15 protein-coding genes are annotated in these 19,787 nt (G+C 66.8%); 8 read left to right on the forward strand and 7 right to left on the reverse strand.

Going from position 1 to position 19,787, the window contains the following annotated elements; all coding sequences use genetic code 11:
• Positions 1-112: 112 nt before the first annotated feature.
• Complete coding sequence (locus ACE3P9_RS05820; protein ID WP_374492398.1) at positions 113-2,680, reverse strand: DNA internalization-related competence protein ComEC/Rec2; 2,568 nt, start codon at positions 2,678-2,680, stop codon at positions 113-115.
• Between the two features lie 215 nt (positions 2,681-2,895).
• Here ACE3P9_RS05820 and ACE3P9_RS05825 point away from each other — a divergent pair, with 215 nt between their 5' ends.
• The 3 genes from ACE3P9_RS05825 (at position 2,896) to ACE3P9_RS05835 (ending at position 7,564) form a co-directional block, all read left to right on the forward strand.
• Positions 2,896-5,691, forward strand: a complete 2,796-nt coding sequence (locus ACE3P9_RS05825; protein ID WP_374492399.1) for a circularly permuted type 2 ATP-grasp protein — start codon at positions 2,896-2,898, stop codon at positions 5,689-5,691.
• A gap of 64 nt (positions 5,692-5,755) precedes the next feature.
• Positions 5,756-6,766: a transglutaminase N-terminal domain-containing protein gene (locus ACE3P9_RS05830; RefSeq protein WP_374492401.1), complete on the forward strand. Its 1,011-nt coding sequence runs from the start codon at positions 5,756-5,758 to the stop codon at positions 6,764-6,766.
• Positions 6,767-7,105: 339 nt separating this feature from the next.
• Complete coding sequence (locus tag ACE3P9_RS05835) at positions 7,106-7,564, forward strand: RidA family protein (protein ID WP_374492402.1); 459 nt, start codon at positions 7,106-7,108, stop codon at positions 7,562-7,564.
• A 40-nt stretch (positions 7,565-7,604) separates the two neighbouring features.
• On the opposite strand, the gene ACE3P9_RS05840 is transcribed toward ACE3P9_RS05835, so the two are convergent.
• From ACE3P9_RS05840 to ettA, 3 genes are all read right to left on the reverse strand, one after another.
• Positions 7,605-8,534 (reverse strand): class I SAM-dependent methyltransferase, encoded by a 930-nt coding sequence (locus ACE3P9_RS05840; RefSeq protein ID WP_374492404.1) that lies wholly within the window; start codon positions 8,532-8,534, stop codon positions 7,605-7,607.
• 147 nt (positions 8,535-8,681) lie between these two features.
• Complete coding sequence (locus ACE3P9_RS05845) at positions 8,682-9,824, reverse strand: geranylgeranyl reductase family protein (protein WP_374492406.1); 1,143 nt, start codon at positions 9,822-9,824, stop codon at positions 8,682-8,684.
• A 114-nt stretch (positions 9,825-9,938) separates the two neighbouring features.
• Positions 9,939-11,600 (reverse strand): energy-dependent translational throttle protein EttA, encoded by a 1,662-nt coding sequence (gene ettA, locus ACE3P9_RS05850; protein ID WP_374492407.1) that lies wholly within the window; start codon positions 11,598-11,600, stop codon positions 9,939-9,941.
• Between the two features lie 355 nt (positions 11,601-11,955).
• On the opposite strand from ettA, the gene ACE3P9_RS05855 reads away from it, so the two are divergent.
• Positions 11,956-13,788, forward strand: a complete 1,833-nt coding sequence (locus tag ACE3P9_RS05855) for a DEAD/DEAH box helicase (RefSeq protein WP_374492409.1) — start codon at positions 11,956-11,958, stop codon at positions 13,786-13,788.
• Positions 13,789-13,972: 184 nt separating this feature from the next.
• Here the strand turns inward: ACE3P9_RS05855 and ACE3P9_RS05860 are convergent, their stop codons facing one another.
• Positions 13,973-14,293 (reverse strand): ArsR/SmtB family transcription factor, encoded by a 321-nt coding sequence (locus ACE3P9_RS05860; RefSeq protein WP_374492412.1) that lies wholly within the window; start codon positions 14,291-14,293, stop codon positions 13,973-13,975.
• Positions 14,294-14,637: 344 nt separating this feature from the next.
• Here ACE3P9_RS05860 and gloA point away from each other — a divergent pair, with 344 nt between their 5' ends.
• The 3 genes from gloA to ACE3P9_RS05875 all read left to right on the forward strand — a co-directional run bounded on the left by gloA (position 14,638) and on the right by ACE3P9_RS05875 (position 16,101).
• On the forward strand, positions 14,638-15,045 hold the full coding sequence (gene gloA / locus ACE3P9_RS05865) for a lactoylglutathione lyase (RefSeq protein WP_374492414.1): 408 nt from the start codon (positions 14,638-14,640) through the stop codon (positions 15,043-15,045).
• Positions 15,046-15,268: 223 nt separating this feature from the next.
• Entirely contained in the window at positions 15,269-15,481 is a 213-nt protein-coding gene (gene rpsU / locus ACE3P9_RS05870) for a 30S ribosomal protein S21 (RefSeq protein WP_374492415.1), read from the forward strand.
• A 158-nt stretch (positions 15,482-15,639) separates the two neighbouring features.
• Positions 15,640-16,101: a GatB/YqeY domain-containing protein gene (locus tag ACE3P9_RS05875; protein WP_374492416.1), complete on the forward strand. Its 462-nt coding sequence runs from the start codon at positions 15,640-15,642 to the stop codon at positions 16,099-16,101.
• A 6-nt stretch (positions 16,102-16,107) separates the two neighbouring features.
• Here the strand turns inward: ACE3P9_RS05875 and ACE3P9_RS05880 are convergent, their stop codons facing one another.
• Positions 16,108-16,644, reverse strand: coding sequence for a Cd(II)/Pb(II)-responsive transcriptional regulator (locus ACE3P9_RS05880; RefSeq protein WP_374492417.1), 537 nt, complete (start codon positions 16,642-16,644; stop codon positions 16,108-16,110).
• A 313-nt stretch (positions 16,645-16,957) separates the two neighbouring features.
• Here ACE3P9_RS05880 and ACE3P9_RS05885 point away from each other — a divergent pair, with 313 nt between their 5' ends.
• Positions 16,958-19,198, forward strand: a complete 2,241-nt coding sequence (locus ACE3P9_RS05885) for a heavy metal translocating P-type ATPase (RefSeq protein ID WP_374492419.1) — start codon at positions 16,958-16,960, stop codon at positions 19,196-19,198.
• A 96-nt stretch (positions 19,199-19,294) separates the two neighbouring features.
• On the opposite strand, the gene ACE3P9_RS05890 is transcribed toward ACE3P9_RS05885, so the two are convergent.
• A complete protein-coding gene (locus tag ACE3P9_RS05890) occupies positions 19,295-19,759 on the reverse strand; it encodes a hypothetical protein (protein ID WP_374492420.1) in 465 nt (154 codons plus the stop codon).
• Positions 19,760-19,787 lie beyond the last annotated feature (28 nt).

A 19,787-nucleotide genomic window follows, 5' to 3' on the forward strand; every position in this document is an offset into this window, starting at 1 on the left:
GGCGCCCACGCCGTTTTCTCTGCTCCAGAGACAGGAGACCCGGGACGGGACGGCTCCATTTTCGCGCGGACACAGGCCGGTACAGCGGCCCTGCGCAGGAATCTGCAGGGTTTCAGGGAAGCGTGGGCACCTCGTGCTGCCAGTAGTGCCGGTGGACTTCCCTCTCGCAGCGGATGGCATTGGTGGCCGAACTCCACCACCCCGCACCACATTGGTCTGTCTGCACCACGATGGTGCCCACGCTGTGCAGGCGCGCCAGCACCTGCGGATGGGGATGGTGATAGGTGTTGCGGTAGCCATGCTGGATGAGGGTCCAGTGCGGCGCCACGGCCTGCAGCCAGGGCTGGCTGCTGGACGTTCTGCTGCCATGATGCCCCGCCACGAGCACATCGGCCCGCAGCCATTCAGGGGGCGTGCGGGCCAGCATGGCGGCTTCCTGTGGCGCTTCGGCATCTCCGGTGAGCAGCACGGTGCGGCGTCCGTTGCTCACACGCAGCACGCAGCTCATGGCGTTGGTCTTGGCCTGGGGCACATAGTCGGTTTCGAGCGGGTGCAGGAACCGGAAGTCCACCCCTTCCCACTGCCAGTCCTGACCCACGCTGCAGGGTTCGACGGCCCGCAGCTGCTGCAGGGGGTGGTCCGGGGCGATGGATCCGAGCAGGGGCAGGTGCGGATAGGCCTGCAGCAGCGGCTCGATGCCCGCGATGTGATCGGTGTCGGAATGGCTGAGCACGGCCACGTCGGGGGTCTCGTCGAGCGCGTGGAACAGCGGCAGCAGCACGCGGTCGCCCGCATTGCTGTGCGCGCCATAACGTGGGCCCGCGTCATAGAGCAGGGTGTGCCGTGCCGTGCGTACCACCAGCGCGCTGCCCTGCCCGATGTCGGTCATGAGGACCTCGAACTCCCCTGCATCCGGCCGTGGGGCCTGCCAGGCCAGCACGGGCACCATCATCAGCGCTCCCGGCCATCGCAAGGGCCAGGGCCCGCGCATGCACAGCAGCACCCCTCCGGCCACGCCCAGCACACCGGCCCACCAGGGCGCCTGTGCAGCCTGGTACTGCGCCCACGGCCACGATGCCAGCCAGCCCAGCAGCGCCATGAGCTGCTGCACGCACCAGGCTGCCGCCAGCCACAGGGGCGAGCACAGCGCCCCGAGCATGGCCAGCGGAGTGACGAGCAGGGTTACGACGGGCACGGCCACCAGGTTGGCCAGGGTACCCACGAGCGAAACCTGCCCGAAGATCATCAGCGTCAGCGGTGTCAGGGCCGCCAGCACCAGCATTTGCTCGCGTCCGAATCCGGCCAGAGTGTGCATGATGCGGGCCCGCCAGCCATCTGCCGGCGCCGTCTGCTCCTGCCCCGCTGCGAACAGAATGCCGACGGCCACGAAGCTGAGCCAGAACCCCGCCTGCAGAAGCGCCCAGGGGTCCCAGGCCACCACGGCGGCAGCGGCCACGGCCCACAGGGCCGGCCAGGGCCATTGCCGCCCGCCGGACCGCAGGACTGCCAGGACCACCAGCATGCACACGGTGCGCTGAGCCGGCACCCCCCAGCCGCTGAACAGCGCATACAGCCATGCCAGCAGCACCCCGCCCCACAGAGCTGCGCGCGGTGCCGGAATGGCCAGGCACAGGGGCCACTTCCAGCGCGCCGTGCGGCGCCAGCCCCAGCCGACCAGCCCCGAAGCCAGCCAGGCGAACATGGTGATGTGGAGCCCGGAAATGCTCATGAGGTGCGCCACGCCGGTGATGCGGAAGATGTCCCAGTCGTCCCGATCGATGGCCGACTGGTCCCCCATGACCAGCGCAGCCAGCACCCCGGCCACCCGCGCCCGCCCTGCGCCACCTCCCGCCGGGGGTGCGGCAGCAGCCCGGCCCTGCTCCCAGGGAACGACGCCGGGTGCCACGACCTGGTAGATGCGGGTGCGGACGGCGACACGGGCGCGGTCGATCCAGGCGGCAGCATCAAGGGGACGCGCATCGGCCAACCGTTCAGCCGGTGCGCCGGAGCGCCCGCCGCGCACGTAGCCCGTGGCGCCCAGCCCCTGGTCCCACATCCAGAGTTCGCTGTCGAAGGCCCAGGGATTGCGGTTGCCGTGCGGCTGCTTGAGGCGCACGGTCATGCGCCACTGCTCGCCCGGCATGACGCACATGCGGCAGGGCTCGGAAGGGGCTGAGGCGAGTTCCTCGGATACCGGGGCAGCACCTTCGGGTTGCACCTCGCGCCCCCGCCAGGAGCGAAGACGGTACCAGCCCAGTGCCAGCCGTGGCGGGAGCTGCACTGCCGCACCCTCCTGCAGGGCAGACTCCACCTGCAAGGCAAGGCGCGTGCCGTCCTCCCCCCATTGAGGCAGTCCCACCACACGGCCCACCACGACCAGATCGCGTCCCTGCAGATCCCGGTCCAGTGCCTGCGAGGCCACCTGCACCGCCCGCAGGCCCGTCAGACTCCACCCCAGCACCGCCAGAGCCAGATACAGCCATGGCGCGGGCAGATGCCTGCGACGCAGCCAGAGCAGCGCCAGCAGCAGGGCTGCGCCTGCACTGCTTGCGTAGGACACCCCCGTCCACAGCCTGGCCTGCTGCAGCTGCACGGCCACCCCCGCGAGCCAGCACAGAGCGGCAGGAGTGACGGAAAAACGGCGCCAGGCCTGGGGCCACCCCAGCGAGCGAAAAGACATGCGTGCACCAGCCATGCACCAAGGACCTCATCAATAGAAAATGGAACGTACCAAAGTACGCATGCGCATCATGCCATGCGCCCTCTGCCTGTCCGTGGCATGGGCGCATCGTGCAGGGCCTTGCGACATGAAAAAGCGTGCGTATTTGTCGGGCATGCGACAGGCTGTGTGCCATACGGCCTGCAGGCAGGACCGGCTGTCGCTAGACTAGCTCCATGAATGCACCCCAAGCCTCTCTCGACGCCGCACCGGTTGCACCTGGAGGTGATGCCGGCTGGACGCTTCCGGGACTCGACGTGCCGTCCACCGCCGGGCACTACAGCGAGCTGCTCGGCCGTTCCGTGCCTGAAAGCGCCGGTCCCCTGTCGCCCGCCGACATGGCCCCGCACTGGCGCACCTTCTTCGATGCACTGGCCCGCAAGACGCCGGACGATCTCACCCAGCGGCTGCTGCGCCTGCGGCGCATGGTGCTGGGCAACGGCATCAGCTACAACGTCTATTCCGACAGCCAGGGCGCCCAGCGCCCGTGGGAAGTCGATCTCCTGCCCCTGTTGATTCCCCCCGCCGAATGGGCCACGCTCTCGGCCGGCATCCTGGAGCGCGCGGAGCTGCTGGAGCGCATTCTGCAGGACATCTACGGCCGACAGGAGCTGCTGCGCGATGGTCTGCTGCCCTCGGCCCTGGTGCAGGGCCATCCAGGCTACCTCCGCGCCATGCACGGCATCGCGCAGCGGCATTACCTGCATCTGGTGGCCTTCGATCTCGTCCGGGGTCCTGCGGGGGGCTGGCACCTCATGACCCAGCGCACCCAGGCCCCTTCGGGGCTGGGTTATCTGCTGGAAAACCGCCACCTCGTGCGGCAGCAGTTTCCGGACACCTTCGAGCAGCTCGGAGTGCCCAAGCTGATCCATGCCTATCAGGCCCTGCTCACGAGCCTGCGTGCCCACTGTCAGCCGCTGGTGGGCGCCGGCGAAACGCCCACGCTGGTGCTGCTCACCCCGGGGCAGATGAACGAAACATGGTTCGAGCAGGCCTATCTGGCCCGTTTTCTGGGCATTCCCCTGGTCGAAGGCGGCGACCTGCGCGTTCACCAGGAAAAGCTCTACCTCAAAACCACCCAGGGGCTGGTGCGCGTGCACGGGCTCCTGCGCCGCGTGGACGACGACTGGATGGACCCGCTGGAGCTGCGCCCCGAATCGGCGCTCGGTGTGGCCGGACTGCTGCAGGTCCTGCGCGCAGGCAACGTGGTGGTGGCCAACAGCCCCGGCAGCGGGTTTCTGGAATCCCCGGCCGTGCTGGGTTTTCTGCCAGCCATTGCCGAACACCTGCTGGGCGCCCCCCTGCAGTTGCCGGCCCTGGCAACCTGGTGGTGCGGCGAAGAGGCCGTGCTGCCACAGGCCCTCCCGCGCCTGACCCAGATGGCCATCAAGCCCACCTATGCTGGCAGCGACCTGTACCACGGCTTTGCCTCGGAGCTGGGCGCCCATCTGCGCCCCGATCAGCTGCAGGACATGGAATCGCGCATCCACCAGCATGGAGGAGACTACACCCTTCAGCAGTACATGCCGCTGTCCGAAACCGCCTGCTGGCGGCAGGATGGCGCGAGCGGTGCCGCGCAACTCACCTCGCGCCCCGTCGTGCTCAGGGTCTTTGCCATCCGGGATGGCGACGGCTGGATGGCCCTGCCCGGCGGCATGGCACGACTGGCCATGGGCGATACCGAAATCGCCTCGATGCAGCGTGGCGGCAGCAGCGTGGACGTGTGGATCCTGCCGGATTCCACGGCCAGCGCTGCCGACCTGCCTGCGCGGGCCCCTGCCGCCGCGGCCCCTGCTCCGGCCCCTTCGGCATCCACCCCGCGCCCCCATGCACGCCACCACGCACCCGAACTGCTCATCAGCCGCATGGCCGAGAACCTGTTCTGGCTCGGGCGCTACACCGAACGCAGCGAAAACACCGTCCGCCTCTCGATCATGGCCTTCGACAGCCTGAGCCATCAGGATACCCCCGGCCCCGTGCTGCTCGACTGGCTCTGGCGGGTCAGCCTCGACCAGGAACTGCTCGCGCCCGACGCGCCACACCAGGGCACGGCCGCCGCCCTCGAAGCGGCCCTGACCACCTCGCTGTGCCAGGACCACACCGGGCTGGCCGGCACGATCCTGCCCATGCAGAACGTCACCTCCATGCTGCGCAGCTACCTTTCGCACCAGCACTGGCAGCTGGTGCAGGAAGTGCGCCATGGCTTCGACACCCTGCACGACACCGTATCGCCCGCCCCGGCCCCCGACGGCAGCCTCCCTCCGCTGCCGGCCGCGCAGGATGTGGTGAGCCAGCTCGTCGATCTCAGCCATGCCCTCGCAGCGGTGACCGGCGTGCAGTTCGACCGCCTGCCGCGCGGCATCGGCTGGCAGATGCTGATGCTCGGGCGCATGGTCGAGCGCCTGGCCTGCGTGGCCAACACCCTGCAGCATGCGCTCGAACAGGGTGTCCACCACGACGCGCAGGCAAGCATCGCCCTGCTGTCGCTGTTCGACAACCGCCAGCCCCAGCCCCGACTGCATACCGAAGTGCTTCCCACGCTGGAGACCTGGCGGCCCCTCATCGCCAATCCCCGCCACCCACGCTCCCTGCACTGGACACTCGGCGAACTGCGCGACCTGCTGCACCACCTGCCCGTGACTTCGGGAACGGCCCATCAGCCACCCGCATCGGCACAGGTACCGCCGGTCACGCCGGCTCCCTCCGCCCTGCAGGACGATGCCGTGCACTGGCCCGCGCTGCAGGCCATCTGGCCCGACCTGTCGGCATGGGAACACGCCACCCCCGACACCGCCACCGAGCTCACCCCCGACACCGCCACCGAGCTCACTCCGGACATCCTGCCAGACAGCTCGAGCCTGCAGGCCCTGCTGCAGCAATGCCAGATCGTGGCCGACGCCATCAACACCGCCGTCTCGCAGACGTATTTCTACCCGGCGGCAGACGCCATCAGCCAGAGCATCGGCACCTGATCCCCCCGGAACCGCTGCCCCTGGCCTGACCTCCTTCCCGTTTCCGATTTCCGCCCTCTCCGCCATGCATCTGCGCGTCACCCACCAAACCACCTACCTCTACAGCCAGACCGTGCAGTCGGCCCAGCACATGGCCTGGCTGCGTCCGGTGGACACCCTGCACCAGAAAGTGCTCTCGCACAGCCTGGTGATCACGCCCGAGCCAGCCTCCCTGTCCACCTCCCAGGATGTGTACGGCAACCAGCGCAGCTACTTCAGCGTGGCAGCTGCACACCAGCAGCTGCAGGTCACCGCCTGCACCGAAATCGAGACCGTCACGCCCGCCATCGGCTACAGCTATGCTCCCTGGGAGCAGGTCCGCGAGCGGTTTGCCTACCGGGCTGGCCAGCCGTTCGACGTGGCGGCCGAATTCATCTACCCCTCGCCCTACGTCCCCCGGCACAGCGACTTCAGCGAATACGCCGAACCCAGCTTCACGCCCGGACGCGGGCTGTTCGAGGCCTGCATCGACCTCACCGAACGCATCCACACGGAATGCCGCTACGCCCCGGCCAGCACCGACCTGCAGACCCCGGCACGCACCGCGCTCGCGCAGCGCCAGGGCGTCTGCCAGGACTTTGCGCACATCATGATCGGCTGCCTGCGCTCCCTCGGCCTGCCCGCGCGGTACGTCAGCGGCTACCTGCTCACCACCCCGCCGCCCGGTCAGCCCCGCCTCATCGGCGCCGATGCCTCCCATGCCTGGGTTTCGGTCTATCTGCCCGATGCCGAAGTCGACCTGCAGCTCTCCTCCACCCCGCTCAACGATGCCCAGGCCCTGCCCTTCCGACCCGCCAGCGGCATCACGCGCGGCTACTGGTGCGACTTCGATCCCACCAACAACCGCTTCGGCTGGGGCACTCCAGGAGCCGACTACATCGTGGTGGCCACGGGACGTGACTTCGGCGATGTCACCCCCCTGCGCGGCGTGCTCACGGGGGGCGCCTCACACTCGCTGCAGGTGGGCGTCACGGTGGAACCCGTCGACAACCCGGCGCAGCCTGCCCCTGCCGCCCCTGCGGTTCCCGCGCCCTGACGACGACCCTCGGATTTAAGAATGGGCCCTGGGCCATGCACGGTGCCCCATGGCCACTGTCCACGCCACCCGCTCCTGCCAATCCTCCTACAATGATTCCGCTGCACTGCGCGCCTGTGTGGCGCCTGTGTGGCGCCTGTGTGGCGCCTGTGTGGCGCCTGTCTGCGCGGTGGCTCCAGCAGGGCCAGCGACACCGCCAGATGCCCCCACTCCCCAGCCGTGCCGAGGGGCCCTCCCTGCTGCGGATGCAGAAGGGGGTGGTGCTCTGTGTGTGTTCTGCGTGTGCTCTGCACACCCCCTTTCGTCTGTCTTTTCATCGATCCCCGAGGAGAATCATCCATGTCCGATATCTACGCCCAGCTCGAACAGATGGGCATTGCCCTGCCCCCCGTTGCCGTGCCCGCCGCCGCCTACGTGCCCTTTGTGCAAAGTGGCAACCAGGTCTACCTCAGCGGCCACATCGCCAAGCGTGACGGCAAGGTCTGGGTCGGACAGCTCGGCAAGGACATGGACACCGCCACCGGTGCCCAGGCAGCGCAGGCCATTGCCGTGGATCTGCTGGGAACGCTGCATGCTGCCGTGGGAGATCTCAACCGCATCCGGCGCATCGTCAAGGTGGTGAGCCTGGTCAACTCCGCTCCCGACTTCACCGAACAACACCTTGTGACCAACGGCTGCAGCGAACTGCTCGGCAAAGTCTTCGGTGCCGAGAAGGGCGCCCATGCCCGCAGCGCCTTCGGCGTGGCACAGCTGCCCATGGGGTCGTGCGTCGAGATCGAACTGATCGCCGAAATCTGATCCCCTGCCGACGACACCCCTTCCTTCGGGAAGGGGCCCCTCAGCCGGCCTCCACCGACGCAGGCTCCCCGCCGCCCACGGCCAGCACATACAGCCCGTAGAATGGCACCCCGGTCCAGAACCGGAACCCCGCACATCCCAGTGCGCTGCTCCAGTCGTATCCTGCCATCACGTCGAACTGTCCTGCCAGCTTCAGGCGCTGATGCGGTGTCTGCAGATCCTCCTGGCGATGCAGCCCCCAGCGGATGCATGCCCCGGTGTGCCGCAGCGACCGATGCCACTGGGTCGGCCCGCGCGCCACCTCCGACAGGGCATCGAGCACCAGCATCGATCTGCCCGGCGCCCGCTCCCCCACCGTGCGCAGCAGTGCCCGTACCTGGGCACGATCCAGATACATGCTCACGCCTTCGAGCAGAATGAAAAGGGGTACCTCCCCGCCCGCGTCCATCCCGGCGGCCTCCCACCATCCCGGCTGGGACAGATCCCTGGCCACCATGCGGTGGCGGTCATTGAGCGGAGGCAGCAGACGCTGCCGCAGCGCCATGACCTCCGGCATGTCGATCTCGGTCATGCACGCACGGCCATTGTCGAGCCACTGAAAGTACTGGCTCAGGCCACACCCCAGATTCAGCACATGCCCCTGAGGATGCCGCTCCAGAAACGCACGGGCCAGTGTACGCACATACTGCGTGCGCACCAGGGTGCCCCATACGCTGGCACGATCCTCCAGCCAGCGCTGTCCATCCTCTCCCAGTGCTTCCAGGGTACGACGGGCATAGACATCGTCCACCGCCAGCGCCGGATAGAGCGCATCCCCAAACGCCCGCCCCGCAAGCGGAATCAGCAGGGTGGAGGGCACGCACGAGAGCGACGCACACGCCCCGCTGCGCCCCTGCCCTGCAGCAGCTTCATCGGCCCCGCGCAAGGCAGCAGGGGACTGGGAAAAAGGAGGACCTTCGGCAGACTGCATGGGAGCTCCCCGTAGACAGGCAGGACATGGAACAGCGCAGCAGGAATCCATCCCTCGACGGCACCTGCAACCTGTTCCATTCTGGCGCACCTTTGCCTCCTCTGACAAGCCCGTACCGTGCCCCCGCCAGGCGGCCTGTCCGACTCCTCACCAGAGCTGCCGTATCAGCCCCGAAATCACCTTGCGGATATGCAGGGGGTAAGTGCCCTCCCCCATGAACACATCCATGGTCCGCCCCGCCAGCCGGGGACCGAAGTGCCGCAGCAGGGCATCGCGGATGCGGGGCTGGCCATAGCACCAGCTCGCCAGAGTGCGCGCGGCCCGGTACTGCGGCATGAAGTGCTCCTCCAGATGGGCCTGGTAGAGCCGCTCGGTCTGCGCCGCATCCCCCGCCCCCTGCACAATGGCCTCCGCCGCCCAGATGCCACTCTGCAGCGCCTGCGAGATCCCTTCTGCCGTAAGGGGATCTGCCAGCCCTGCGGCATCGCCGGTCAGCAGCACCCGCTGGCGCGCCAGCACCGGCATGGGCCCCACCGGAATCACATAGCCATGCATCTGCTGCAGATCCATGTCCTTCACCCCCAGCACCTGCGCATAGCGCAGGCAGTGCTGCTTGAGCCCCGGCGAGCCCCCCCGCTTCTGGAACACTCCGACACCGATCGACAGATGCCCCTGCTTGGGAAAGTTCCATCCATACCCATGCGGAATGCTGTCGAAATCGAAGCGCAGCTCCCCGGACAGACGCGCGAAATCGGCGTCCGGCACGCGCACCTCGCATTCGATGGCCGGCAGGAGCGTGCGCGATTCGCTCCACCCCGCCCAGCGGGCAGTCGGCCCGCGCGCCCCGTCGGCCGCCACCACATGGCGCGTCTCCATCACCCCGGCCGTCGTATGCAGGCGGTGCCACTCTGCCCCGAGCTCCAGCCCTTCGAGCGCACATCCATCGCGCAGCACCGCCCCGGCCCGAACGGCCTCCCGGGCCAGCAGGTGATCGAACGCATCGCGCATCACCAGCGTCACTGCAGGCGCGTCACGCTGCGCCTCAAGCCGCCCCCGATACTGGTCGTAATACATGGCGATATGGCCAAACTCGCGTTCCACCGCCGGCGTGATGTCGAAGGGCAGCAGCCGACGGCCCCGGTACACCAGCCCTCCGCCGCACACCTTGCTGCGCGGCAGCCGTTCCTTCTCGATCAGGGCCACTCGCATTCCGGCCTCTGCCAGCCGATGCGCGGCCATGGTTCCTGCCGGCCCGGCCCCCACCACCACGGCATCCCATTTCTCCACCATGTCTGTCCCCTTTGTGCTGCCCCTGCATCCATGCAAAACGGGGCACGGCCCGCCCGGTGCGGCCCATGCCCCAGTCCTGGAGTCCGGATCAGGACTCCCTGTTCCGGTATCCGCTCACTTGAGCGCCTTGTAGCGCACGCGCCGGGGCTTGGCACCCTCCTCGCCGAGCCGCTTGATCTTGTCGGCCTCGTACTCCTGGTAATTGCCGTCGAAGAACACCCACTGGCTGTCCCCTTCAGCGGCCAGGATGTGGGTACAGATGCGGTCCAGGAACCAGCGGTCATGGCTGATCACCATCACGCTGCCCGCGAACTCCAGCAGCGCGTCCTCCAGGGCGCGCAGGGTTTCGACGTCGAGGTCGTTGGAGGGCTCGTCGAGCAGCAGCACATTGCCACCCTGCATCAGCGTCTTGGCCAGGTGCAGGCGCCCGCGTTCACCACCGGAGAGCAATCCCACCTTCTTCTGCTGGTCGCCCCCGTTGAAGTTGAAACGACCGCAATAGGCACGGCTGGGCATCTGGAACTTGCCCACGGTGATGATGTCGAGCCCGCCGGAAATGTCCTCCCACACCGTCTTGTCGTTGGCCAGGCTGTCGCGGGTCTGGTCGACGAAGGCCATCTGCACGGTCTTGCCGACCTGCACCTCGCCACTGTCGGGCTGCTCGATGCCCGCCACCATCTTGAACAGCGTGGACTTGCCCGCCCCGTTCGGCCCGATGATGCCCACGATGGCCCCTGCCGGCACCTTGAAGCTCAGGTTGTCGATCAGCAGACGGTCGCCAAAGGACTTGGTGACGTTCCTGAACTCGATCACCTCCGTGCCCAGTCGCTCGGCCACGGGGATGAAGATTTCCTGCGTCTCGTTGCGCTTCTGGTATTCGTAATCTGACAGTTCCTCGAAGCGGGCCAGACGGGCCTTGCTCTTGGCCTGACGCCCCTTGGGGTTCTGCCGTGCCCACTCCAGCTCCTTCTTCATGGCCTTCATGCGGGCGTCCTCGCTCTTCTGTTCCTGCTCCAGGCGCGCCTCCTTTTGCTCCAGCCAGGTGCTGTAGTTGCCCTTCCAGGGAATGCCGTGGCCCCGGTCCAGTTCCAGAATCCATTCGGCCGCGTTGTCCAGGAAATACCGGTCGTGGGTAATGGCCACCACCGTCCCGCCAAAGTGGTGCAGGAACTGTTCGAGCCACTCCACCGATTCGGCATCCAGGTGGTTGGTGGGTTCGTCGAGCAGCAGCATGTCGGGCTTGGACAGAAGCAGGCGACACAGTGCCACGCGCCGCTTCTCGCCCCCCGAGAGAGTCTTGATGACGGCATCCCAGGCGGGCAGGCGCAGCGCATCGGCCGCGATTTCGAGCTGGTGCTCGCTGTCCGTGCCTGCCGCAGCGATCACCGCCTCCAGCTCGCCCTGCTCGGCAGCCAGTGCATCAAAATCGGCATCCGGTTCGGCATAGGCCGCATAGATTTCATCGAGCCGCTTCTTGGCGGCCAGCACCTCACCCATGCCGCCTTCCACGGCCTGGCGCACGGTTTCCTCGGGATCGAGCTGCGGCTCCTGGGGCAGATAGCCGACTTTGATGCCGGGCATGGGCAGGGCTTCGCCCTCGATTTCCTTGTCGATGCCAGCCATGATCTTCAGCAACGTGGACTTGCCCGCGCCATTGAGACCCAGCACGCCAATCTTGGCGCCCGGAAAGAAAGAAAGAGAAATGTCCTTCAGGATCTGCCGCTTCGGCGGCACGATCTTGCTGACATGGTTCATGGTGTAGACATATTGGGCCATGCGATGTGTTCCTTGTGCCGGCGCGTACGCGGCATGCTGATAAGGGAGAAAGGGGAAAAATGGGAAGAATGTGCCGTATGTGGCAAGACTGCCACCCGCAGACGGAAAAAACGCTTTTTGCGGGCAGTTGCGACGTGTATTATCCCAGCATGCGACAATATACGGCGTTGCCAGCCACCAGTATCTGGCAATCACGCCCGAGGCTCTGAGTCTTCGGGCAGGTCGCATGCAGGCCATGCCCCCGATGCCTTCGGGACGCAAGCATGCCCGCTCCCAGTCTGCCCTTCACTGGTAAGCGCTCCTCGCGCAAAAGGCAGCCCTTGACTGACCCCGCGCCTCCAAGGCGCCCCCAACCATGACATTTGAAGAACTACAACTGGCGCCAGCCATTGTGCAAGCCGTGCAGGAACTCGGCTATACCGCCCCCACCCCCATCCAGCAGCAGGCCATTCCGCTCATCCTCGCGGGCAACGACCTGCTCGGCGGCGCACAGACCGGCACCGGCAAGACGGCGGCCTTCACGCTGCCCATGCTGCAGCTGCTCAGCCAGCGCCCGGCACGTGCCCCCGGCGCCGTGCGCGCGCTCGTGCTCACTCCCACCCGCGAACTGGCAGCCCAGGTCGAGGAATCGGTGCGCGACTATGGCAAGCACCTCTCGCTGTCCTCCACCGTGATCTTCGGCGGCGTCGGCATGAATCCGCAGATCCAGCGCATTCAGCAGGGCGTGGACATTCTGGTGGCCACTCCGGGCCGCCTGCTCGACCTCGAAGGCCAGGGCGTCCTGGACCTGAGCCATGTCGAAATCCTCGTGCTGGACGAAGCCGACCGCATGCTCGACATGGGTTTCATCCATGACGTCAAGAAGGTCCTCCGGCTCCTGCCCCAGGACAAGCAGAGCCTGCTGTTCTCCGCCACCTTCAGCGACGACATCCGTGACCTCGCAGACAGCCTGCTGCACTCGCCCCAGCACGTCCAGGTCACGCCCCGCAACACCACGGTGCAGCGCATCCGCCAGGTCATCCATCCGGTCGGCCGCAACCGCAAGAAGGCCCTGCTCGCCCACATCATCGAGCAGAACCACTGGAACCAGGTGCTCGTGTTCACCCGCACCAAGTTCGGTGCGAACCATGTGGCCGAATTCCTCAACAAGAACGGCATCAGCGCCATGGCCCTGCATGGCAACAAGAGCCAGACCGCACGCACGCAGGCCCTTGCCGGCTTCAAGAGCGGAGAACTCCGCGCCCTGGTGGCCACCGACATCGCCGCCCGCGGCATCGACATCGATGATCTGCCGCATGTCGTGAACTACGAAATCCCCAACGTGTCCGAAGACTACGTGCACCGCATCGGACGCACGGGCCGCGCCGGCGCCGAAGGCCATGCGGTGAGCTTCGTCTGCCTCGACGAGGAAGGCTTCATGCACGCCATCGAGAAGTTCACCCACCAGCAGATCCCGGTGGAATTCGTCGAAGGCTACGGTCCCGAGGAAGGCGAGCGTGCCGAACCCATCGCCATGGGCCGCCAGACCCTCTGGGGAGGTGCCGGCAAGCCTCCGAGCCGCGAGGTGATGGCAGCCGCTGCCAAGACAGCCCGCCAGGAAATGATGCAGCGCATCCGCGAGAACAAGGCTCCCAAGCCCGCCCGTACCGACGCCGCTCCCCGTCGCGCTTCCGGCCGGCATGGGGCAGACGCCGACATGGGCCACAAGAACTTTGCCACCGCTGCACGTCCAGCCACGAATCCAGCGCCCTACTCCGTCGGACAGGGTGCCGACAACGGTGCCGAACCGCATGCCGGCCGTCGCCGCAACCGCTTCCGCAGCGATGGTGGCAGCAACGGCAACAATGCCGGGCCACGCAATTCGCAGCCACATGCCGGCGGCGAGCAGCGTCCCTACGCCGACAACCGCGCTCCCGGCCAGCAGCCGGGCCGGCCTCCCCGGAACGCCGCAGGCAACCGCCACCCCGCTGCAGCTCCGCAGCGTCGCCCGCGCCCTGCAGCCGACGAGTTCCAGCCCCGCAGCCACGAGAGCGCACTGTTCAAGAGCTCCTACGATGCCTCCCGCAAGAGCACCGGCAACGGCGGCCAGCCCGACCCCCTGCGCACCAGCGTGGACAGCATGCGCCGCAACAACCGTGGCGGTGGAAACCGCAAGGGCGGAAATTCCGGCGGTTTCGGCTGGCAGTGAGCCCCCCGCCTCAGTCCGGGTAGCCATTGCCCGGACTGTAGCAGCCCAAAAAAGGAAGCCTTCCTGCTGCGTCAGCCCCGAGGGCTTCCACAAAAAAGCCGACCTTGTGGTCGGCTTTTTGGGGTGTGGAGGGTGCGTGTTCACCCGCCCGGCATCTTTCCTCGTGCCGGCGGTGTCTCTCCGCTCAGCACAGATCCTGCATGCAGTAGAGCCGGTAGAGCGTCTCCAGCAGCTTTTGCGCATGCGCATCGGCCACCTGGTAGATGATCTGCTTGCCCTCGCGGCGGGTCTCGACGAGGTTTTCTGCACGCAGCACACCGAGCTGCTGCGACAGGGTGGGCTGCCGGATGCCGAGCAGCTGCTCAAGCTCCCCGACCGATTTTTCTCCCTGGCTCAGCTGACACAGCAGAAGCAGGCGGTTTTCATTGGCCAGGACCCGCAGGAGGTTCGATGCCTCGTGAGCAGCGGACCGCATGCTGGTCATGTCGATGGTGATGGCGTCCATAAATAGGTGGAAACTGGCTGAGTGGTGGTTTTGACGGGGGCGATTATTATGCGGATCGGCGTGGCTGCAAAATGACGGGCGGCAATGGTTGACTGCATCCCCCGGCTCCAGCCTGCCGACGCCTGGGGTCGAATGCCCGGCAGAGACTGCTGCGCAAATCCGTTGCCGCTGTCTGGATGACCAAGGTGGACTGCGTCACTGCGCGTTCCGCACCATGGCATGGCCTTCTCTCAGGCACAGCCCCTGCGGACAAGTGGACGCATTGTTCCACATCCCTCCGGCATCCAGCGCAAGCAATGCTGACCACACCATGACGAATTCTTGATACAGGAGTGATTTTTTCCATGCGCATCCTTCATACCATGCTCCGCGTTGGCAACCTGCAACGCTCGATCGACTTCTACACCGGCGTGCTCGGCATGCACCTGCTGCGCACCAGCGACAACCCCGAATACCGCTACACCCTCGCCTTTCTCGGCTACGAAGCCAATCCGGCCCAGGCAGAGCTGGAGCTCACCTACAACTACGGAGTGGAGCAGTATGACCTGGGCTCCGCCTACGGGCACATTGCCATCGGAGTCCCCGATGCCCGCGCCGCCGTCGAGCGCATCCGCGCGGCAGGCGGAACAGTCACCCGGGAAGCAGGCCCCGTCAAGGGCGGCAGCACCGTCATCGCCTTTGTCGAAGACCCGGATGGCTACAAGATCGAGCTGATCGAGCGCGCCGAACACGACACCATGCACGCCCTCTGAGCACGTGCCGTCCTGTCCGCCGAAGGGATGGACATGCGTTGCAGCAGCGACACCCACCGCCGTGCGGATGCTTGTGTGCCGGTTTTCCTGCCCTTATAATGTCTGGCTTGCTGGCAAACCCCGTCGGCCTGATCACCTGTAGACGGGGACAATTGTGCGGGCTGTCCCGCAGGCCCGATCTTCCTGCGGCAATCACCTGCAATCATTCGGAAACCATTAGCTAATGACCACCATCCGCGTAAAAGAAAACGAACCCTTCGAGGTTGCCCTGCGCCGCTTCAAGCGCACCATCGAAAAACTGGGCCTGCTCACCGAGCTGCGCGCCCGTGAGTTCTACGAGAAGCCCACGGCCGAACGCAAGCGCAAGAAGGCTGCTGCCGTCAAGCGTCACTACAAGCGCGTGCGCTCCATGCAGCTGCCCAAGAAACTGTACTGATCAGTTTCGCGCTCCGACACGAAAAACCCGCCTCGGGACGCCGATGCGGGTTTTTTCATGGCCGCGCGACGGTGCGTGCCCCGCTGCGGCACCGTCGCGAAGCAGGAGCCAAATCATCCCCTCTTTCATTTTCCACCAAGCAAGGAGAACATTCCACCATGTCCCTCAAGGAACGCATCACCGAAGACATGAAGACCGCCATGCGCGCCAAGGACACCGAGCGTCTGGGCACCATCCGTCTGCTGCAGGCAGCCATCAAGCAGCGTGAGGTCGACGAACGCATCACCCTCGACGACCCGGCCATCGTGGCCGTGGTGGACAAGCTCATCAAGCAGCGCAAGGACAGCGTGGCGGCCTTCGAGCAGGCCCAGCGTCAGGACCTGGCCGACAAGGAAAAGGCCGAAATGCAGGTGCTGCAGGTCTATCTGCCGGCCCGCATGGGGGCAGAAGAGATCGCTGCCGCCGTCCGCGCCATTGCGGAAGCCTTCGAAGCCGACAACGGACACCGCCCTACAGCCCAGGACATGGGCAAGCTCATGGGCGCAGCCAAGAAAACGCTCGCCGGCAAGGCCGACATGGGAGAGGTGTCTGCCGCCATCAAGGCCGTGCTGGCATCCTGAGGCTTCTCAGGACCCTGTCACGCCTTCTGTGCCGGAAGGGGGCGGGGCATGGCGGGTCCCCGCCTCGATGCGGGCCGCCTCCACCAGCTCCTGCAGAACGGGGCATTCGCTGCTCAGGTGTCGTCCGGCATGTTCCCCCTCCTGACAGCAGCCCTGCAGGGCCTGCAGCTGCCTTTCGAGCGCATGAAGGCTGGCCAGACGAGCGCGCACCCGGTCGAGCTGGGCCTGCACCAGGGCGTCGACTCCTGCCCCGTCTGCCATGGGGTTGGCCATGAGGTTCAGCAAGTGGCGAATGTCTGCCACGGACATGTCCAGCGCGCGGCAGTGCCGAATGAAGGCCAGGCGCTCCAGATGGGACGCTCCATAGGCCCTATAGCCGTTGCCCCACCGCGCGGGCGCAGGCAACAGACCGATGCGCTCGTAATAGCGGATGGTCTCTACTTCCACCCCAGCCAATCGCCCCAGCGCCCCGATGCGCCAGGGACCGGCCTCGGGAGTGCCATCAGCAGCAGAATCGGAAGAAGGGATGCGCGACAGAGTCATGCCCCTGATTGTGACAGGGTTCCCCTCTTGACCCTGTAGCTGCTGCAGGGTTTGTAATGGCGGAATGTCCTGCTCCGACTCTTCCCCATCTTCCTGCTCCTGTTCCTGCTGCCACGACGATGAGGCAGCCCCGGCATCCACACGTCCGGCTCCGCCTCCTGCACAGGCCGTGGCCTGTACCGACACCGGGTGCGGATGCGGCCATGGGAACAGCTGCAACACCCCTGCCTCTGCTCCATCGGCTCCGCCCGACGCACCTGCGCCCACGGCCGCAAGCGCCGCATGGCCCCAGCACAGCCTGCACATCCCGGACATGGACTGCGCCGCCGAGGAAAGCGACATCCGCCATGCCTTGCGCCCTCTGGGGGACACCGTGCAGGAGCTGCAGTTCCGCCTGCCCCACCGTGAACTCCGGTTCCGGGCCGAGATGCCGGTGCTGGCACGCGTGCAGCAGGCCATTCATGCCGCGGGCTATCGCACCACGGTGACCCCCTTGCGCGACGATGCGCCTTCTGCATCGGCCGCCGATGCCCCACAGACCTGTGCCGCCTGTGCGGGCTGGGAGGCCGATGCATCGACAGCGGGAGCGGACGCCCATGCTTCCGCCTCTGCGGCCGAACTTCCGGCCACCCGCCGGTTCGGCGAAGGGCTGAAGCCCATCGTGGCCGCACTGGTACTGGCCGCAGGAGCCGAGTGGCTCCATGCCGTGCTGAGCGGCACCACGGCCGGTCGTCTGGCCGGCATGGCCGTGGCCGTACTGGCCATTGCGCTCTCCGGTCTGTCCACCTACCGCAAGGGACTGGCCGCCCTGCGCAAGGGCAGACTCAACATCAACGCCCTGATGACGGTGGCCGTCACGGGAGCCTTCGTGCTCGGCCAATGGCCCGAAGCTGCCATGGTGATGGCACTCTACGCCCTGGCAGAGTGGCTGGAAGCACGGTCGACGGCCCGTGCCCGACAGGCCATCGACCAGCTGCTGCGCCTGGCTCCCGAGACAGCCCAGGTTCGGCAGAACGATGGCTCCTGGGCGACGGTGCCTGCCCGCACCGTCGCCACGGGCTCGGTGGTGCGCACACGGGCTGGCGAGCGCATCGCCCTCGATGGCGTCGTGCTGCAGGGGCGCGGCAGCGTCAACCAGGCACCGGTGACAGGCGAAAGCATTCCGGTCGACAAGACCACCGGGGATCCGGTGTATGCCGGGACCATCAATCTCGACGGTGTACTCGAATGGCGTGCCACCGCCCCCGCCAGCCAGAGCCTGCTGGCACGCATCATCGCAGCCGTGGAAGAAGCCCAGGAAAGCCGGGCCCCCACACAGACATTCATCGACCGGTTCGCGGCCCTCTACACACCGGCCATTTTCTTCATCGCCTTGGCGGTGACCCTGGCCGGGCCGCTGCTGCTGGGATGGACGTGGTGGCGCGGCATCTACACCGGGCTGGTGCTGCTGGTCATCGGCTGCCCCTGCGCCCTGGTGATTGCCACGCCTGTCACGGTGGTGAGTGCCCTCACGTCGGCGGCCCGACGCGGCATGCTGTTCAAGGGCGGGGCTGCCCTGGAAAAAGCCGGCACGCTGCGCGCCGTGGCCTTCGACAAGACAGGAACCCTGACCCATGGCTCACCCCGGCTGGTGGACATGGGCGTGGCCACAGAGCCCGCTGCCCTGCTGCCGACGACCGAGCTGCTGGCACTGGCAGCGGGTCTGGCAGAAGCCTCGGACCATCCGGTGTCCCGCGCCATTGCTGCCGGCCTGCAGGCCCGACAGGTGCCACCTGTGGACATTCCCTCCGACACCGTGCGCAATCTGCCGGGGCAAGGCATGGTGGGGCAGTGGCAGAGCCACTCCCTCGCACTGGGGAGCCTGCGCTGGCTGCAGGGCACATCGATTCCTGCCGCACAGGCCCTGACCATGGCCATGGACCACGAAGCAGCCGAAGGACGCAGCGTGACGGTGCTGGCCGTCGATGGCACTCCCCAGGCGTGGTTCTCGGTCGCCGATCCGGTCCGGCCGCAGGCCATGGACGCCATCGATGCGCTGCACGGTCTCGGCCTGCACACCGTCATGCTGAGTGGAGATCATGCGGCGGCCGTGCAATCGGTGGCCCGGCAGACCGGGCTGGAAGAGGCGCGCGGCGAGCTCCTGCCCGAACACAAGCTCACGGCCATCCGTGACCTGCAGCAGTCGCACGGGCTGACCGCCATGGTGGGAGATGGCATCAACGATGCCCCGGCCCTCGCCCGTGCCGATCTGGGATTTGCCATGGGGCGTGCCGGCACCGATATCGCGCTCGAAACCGCCGATGTGGTCGTCATGAACGACGATCTGCGGCGCATCCCCGAGGCCATCCGGCTCTCGCGCCACATGCACGGGCTGCTGTGGCAGAACATTGCCATCGCGCTCGGCATCAAGCTGGCAGTGCTGGGCTGGGCTCTGGCCGGGCATGCCTCGATGTGGATGGCCGTGTTTGCCGATATGGGTGCCAGCCTGCTCGTCGTGGCCAATGGCCTGCGCATGCTGCGCTGGAAGCCGGCTGAATCCCCTGCCCGAAATTAGGAAAGGTGGAGACGGGCACACCACCATGCCCCCAGCATCGGCCAGACAGAAAAGCGCCCCGCGTCGGACGCTGGGCGCCTGGTGTGCCCGGGGACGTCAGGCGCCCGGCCGGTGCTGCGGAGATTCGTCAGGCAGGGCCCGCGGTGCATGGAACCAGTCCCAGCACCACAGGGTCAGGAACAGGACCAGCCAGAGCCCACCGAAGGTCATCGCATTCGGAGGCAGGGCCACCAGGGGCGCACCACAGCTCACCGCACTGGTGCTCTGCAGAGCCATGCGAATCAGCACCGGGAACGGCATGATCGAGATCGACCCGCACGCCAGAATCGCCGGCGACAGCAGAAAAGCGGCCGTCAGGGACCGCACCAGCGCACGCAGCCACGCGCTGCGATGGTGGGTGATCCACCACACCACGGCCAGCACCACCAGGGCACCCGCGCCATAGACCCACAGCAGAGGCGAATGGCTCCACTGTTCGTTGGCCAGGTGAATGGCCCAGTCCGGTGCCTGCCCCTGTGCCACTACCATGCCCCCAGCGGTGAGGGCGCTGTCCACTGCCATGTCCGTTACCTCGTGTGAACCGGAGAGG

The sequence above is a fragment of the Allobrachymonas sp. genome (genome assembly GCF_041912815.1).
GTDB lineage: Bacteria > Pseudomonadota > Gammaproteobacteria > Burkholderiales > Burkholderiaceae_C > Brachymonas.

Coding starts and splice junctions, on each gene's coding strand:
- ACE3P9_RS05820 (WP_374492398.1), bottom strand. CDS start 2,680: ATGTCTTTTCGCTCGCTGGGGTGGCCCCAGGCCTGGCGCCGTTTTTCC.
- ACE3P9_RS05825 (WP_374492399.1), top strand. CDS start 2,896: ATGAATGCACCCCAAGCCTCTCTCGACGCCGCACCGGTTGCACCTGGA.
- ACE3P9_RS05830 (WP_374492401.1), top strand. CDS start 5,756: ATGCATCTGCGCGTCACCCACCAAACCACCTACCTCTACAGCCAGACC.
- ACE3P9_RS05835 (WP_374492402.1), top strand. CDS start 7,106: ATGTCCGATATCTACGCCCAGCTCGAACAGATGGGCATTGCCCTGCCC.
- ACE3P9_RS05840 (WP_374492404.1), bottom strand. CDS start 8,534: ATGCAGTCTGCCGAAGGTCCTCCTTTTTCCCAGTCCCCTGCTGCCTTG.
- ACE3P9_RS05845 (WP_374492406.1), bottom strand. CDS start 9,824: ATGGTGGAGAAATGGGATGCCGTGGTGGTGGGGGCCGGGCCGGCAGGA.
- ettA (WP_374492407.1), bottom strand. CDS start 11,600: ATGGCCCAATATGTCTACACCATGAACCATGTCAGCAAGATCGTGCCG.
- ACE3P9_RS05855 (WP_374492409.1), top strand. CDS start 11,956: ATGACATTTGAAGAACTACAACTGGCGCCAGCCATTGTGCAAGCCGTG.
- ACE3P9_RS05860 (WP_374492412.1), bottom strand. CDS start 14,293: ATGGACGCCATCACCATCGACATGACCAGCATGCGGTCCGCTGCTCAC.
- gloA (WP_374492414.1), top strand. CDS start 14,638: ATGCGCATCCTTCATACCATGCTCCGCGTTGGCAACCTGCAACGCTCG.
- rpsU (WP_374492415.1), top strand. CDS start 15,269: ATGACCACCATCCGCGTAAAAGAAAACGAACCCTTCGAGGTTGCCCTG.
- ACE3P9_RS05875 (WP_374492416.1), top strand. CDS start 15,640: ATGTCCCTCAAGGAACGCATCACCGAAGACATGAAGACCGCCATGCGC.
- ACE3P9_RS05880 (WP_374492417.1), bottom strand. CDS start 16,644: ATGACTCTGTCGCGCATCCCTTCTTCCGATTCTGCTGCTGATGGCACT.
- ACE3P9_RS05885 (WP_374492419.1), top strand. CDS start 16,958: ATGGACTGCGCCGCCGAGGAAAGCGACATCCGCCATGCCTTGCGCCCT.
- ACE3P9_RS05890 (WP_374492420.1), bottom strand. CDS start 19,759: ATGGCAGTGGACAGCGCCCTCACCGCTGGGGGCATGGTAGTGGCACAG.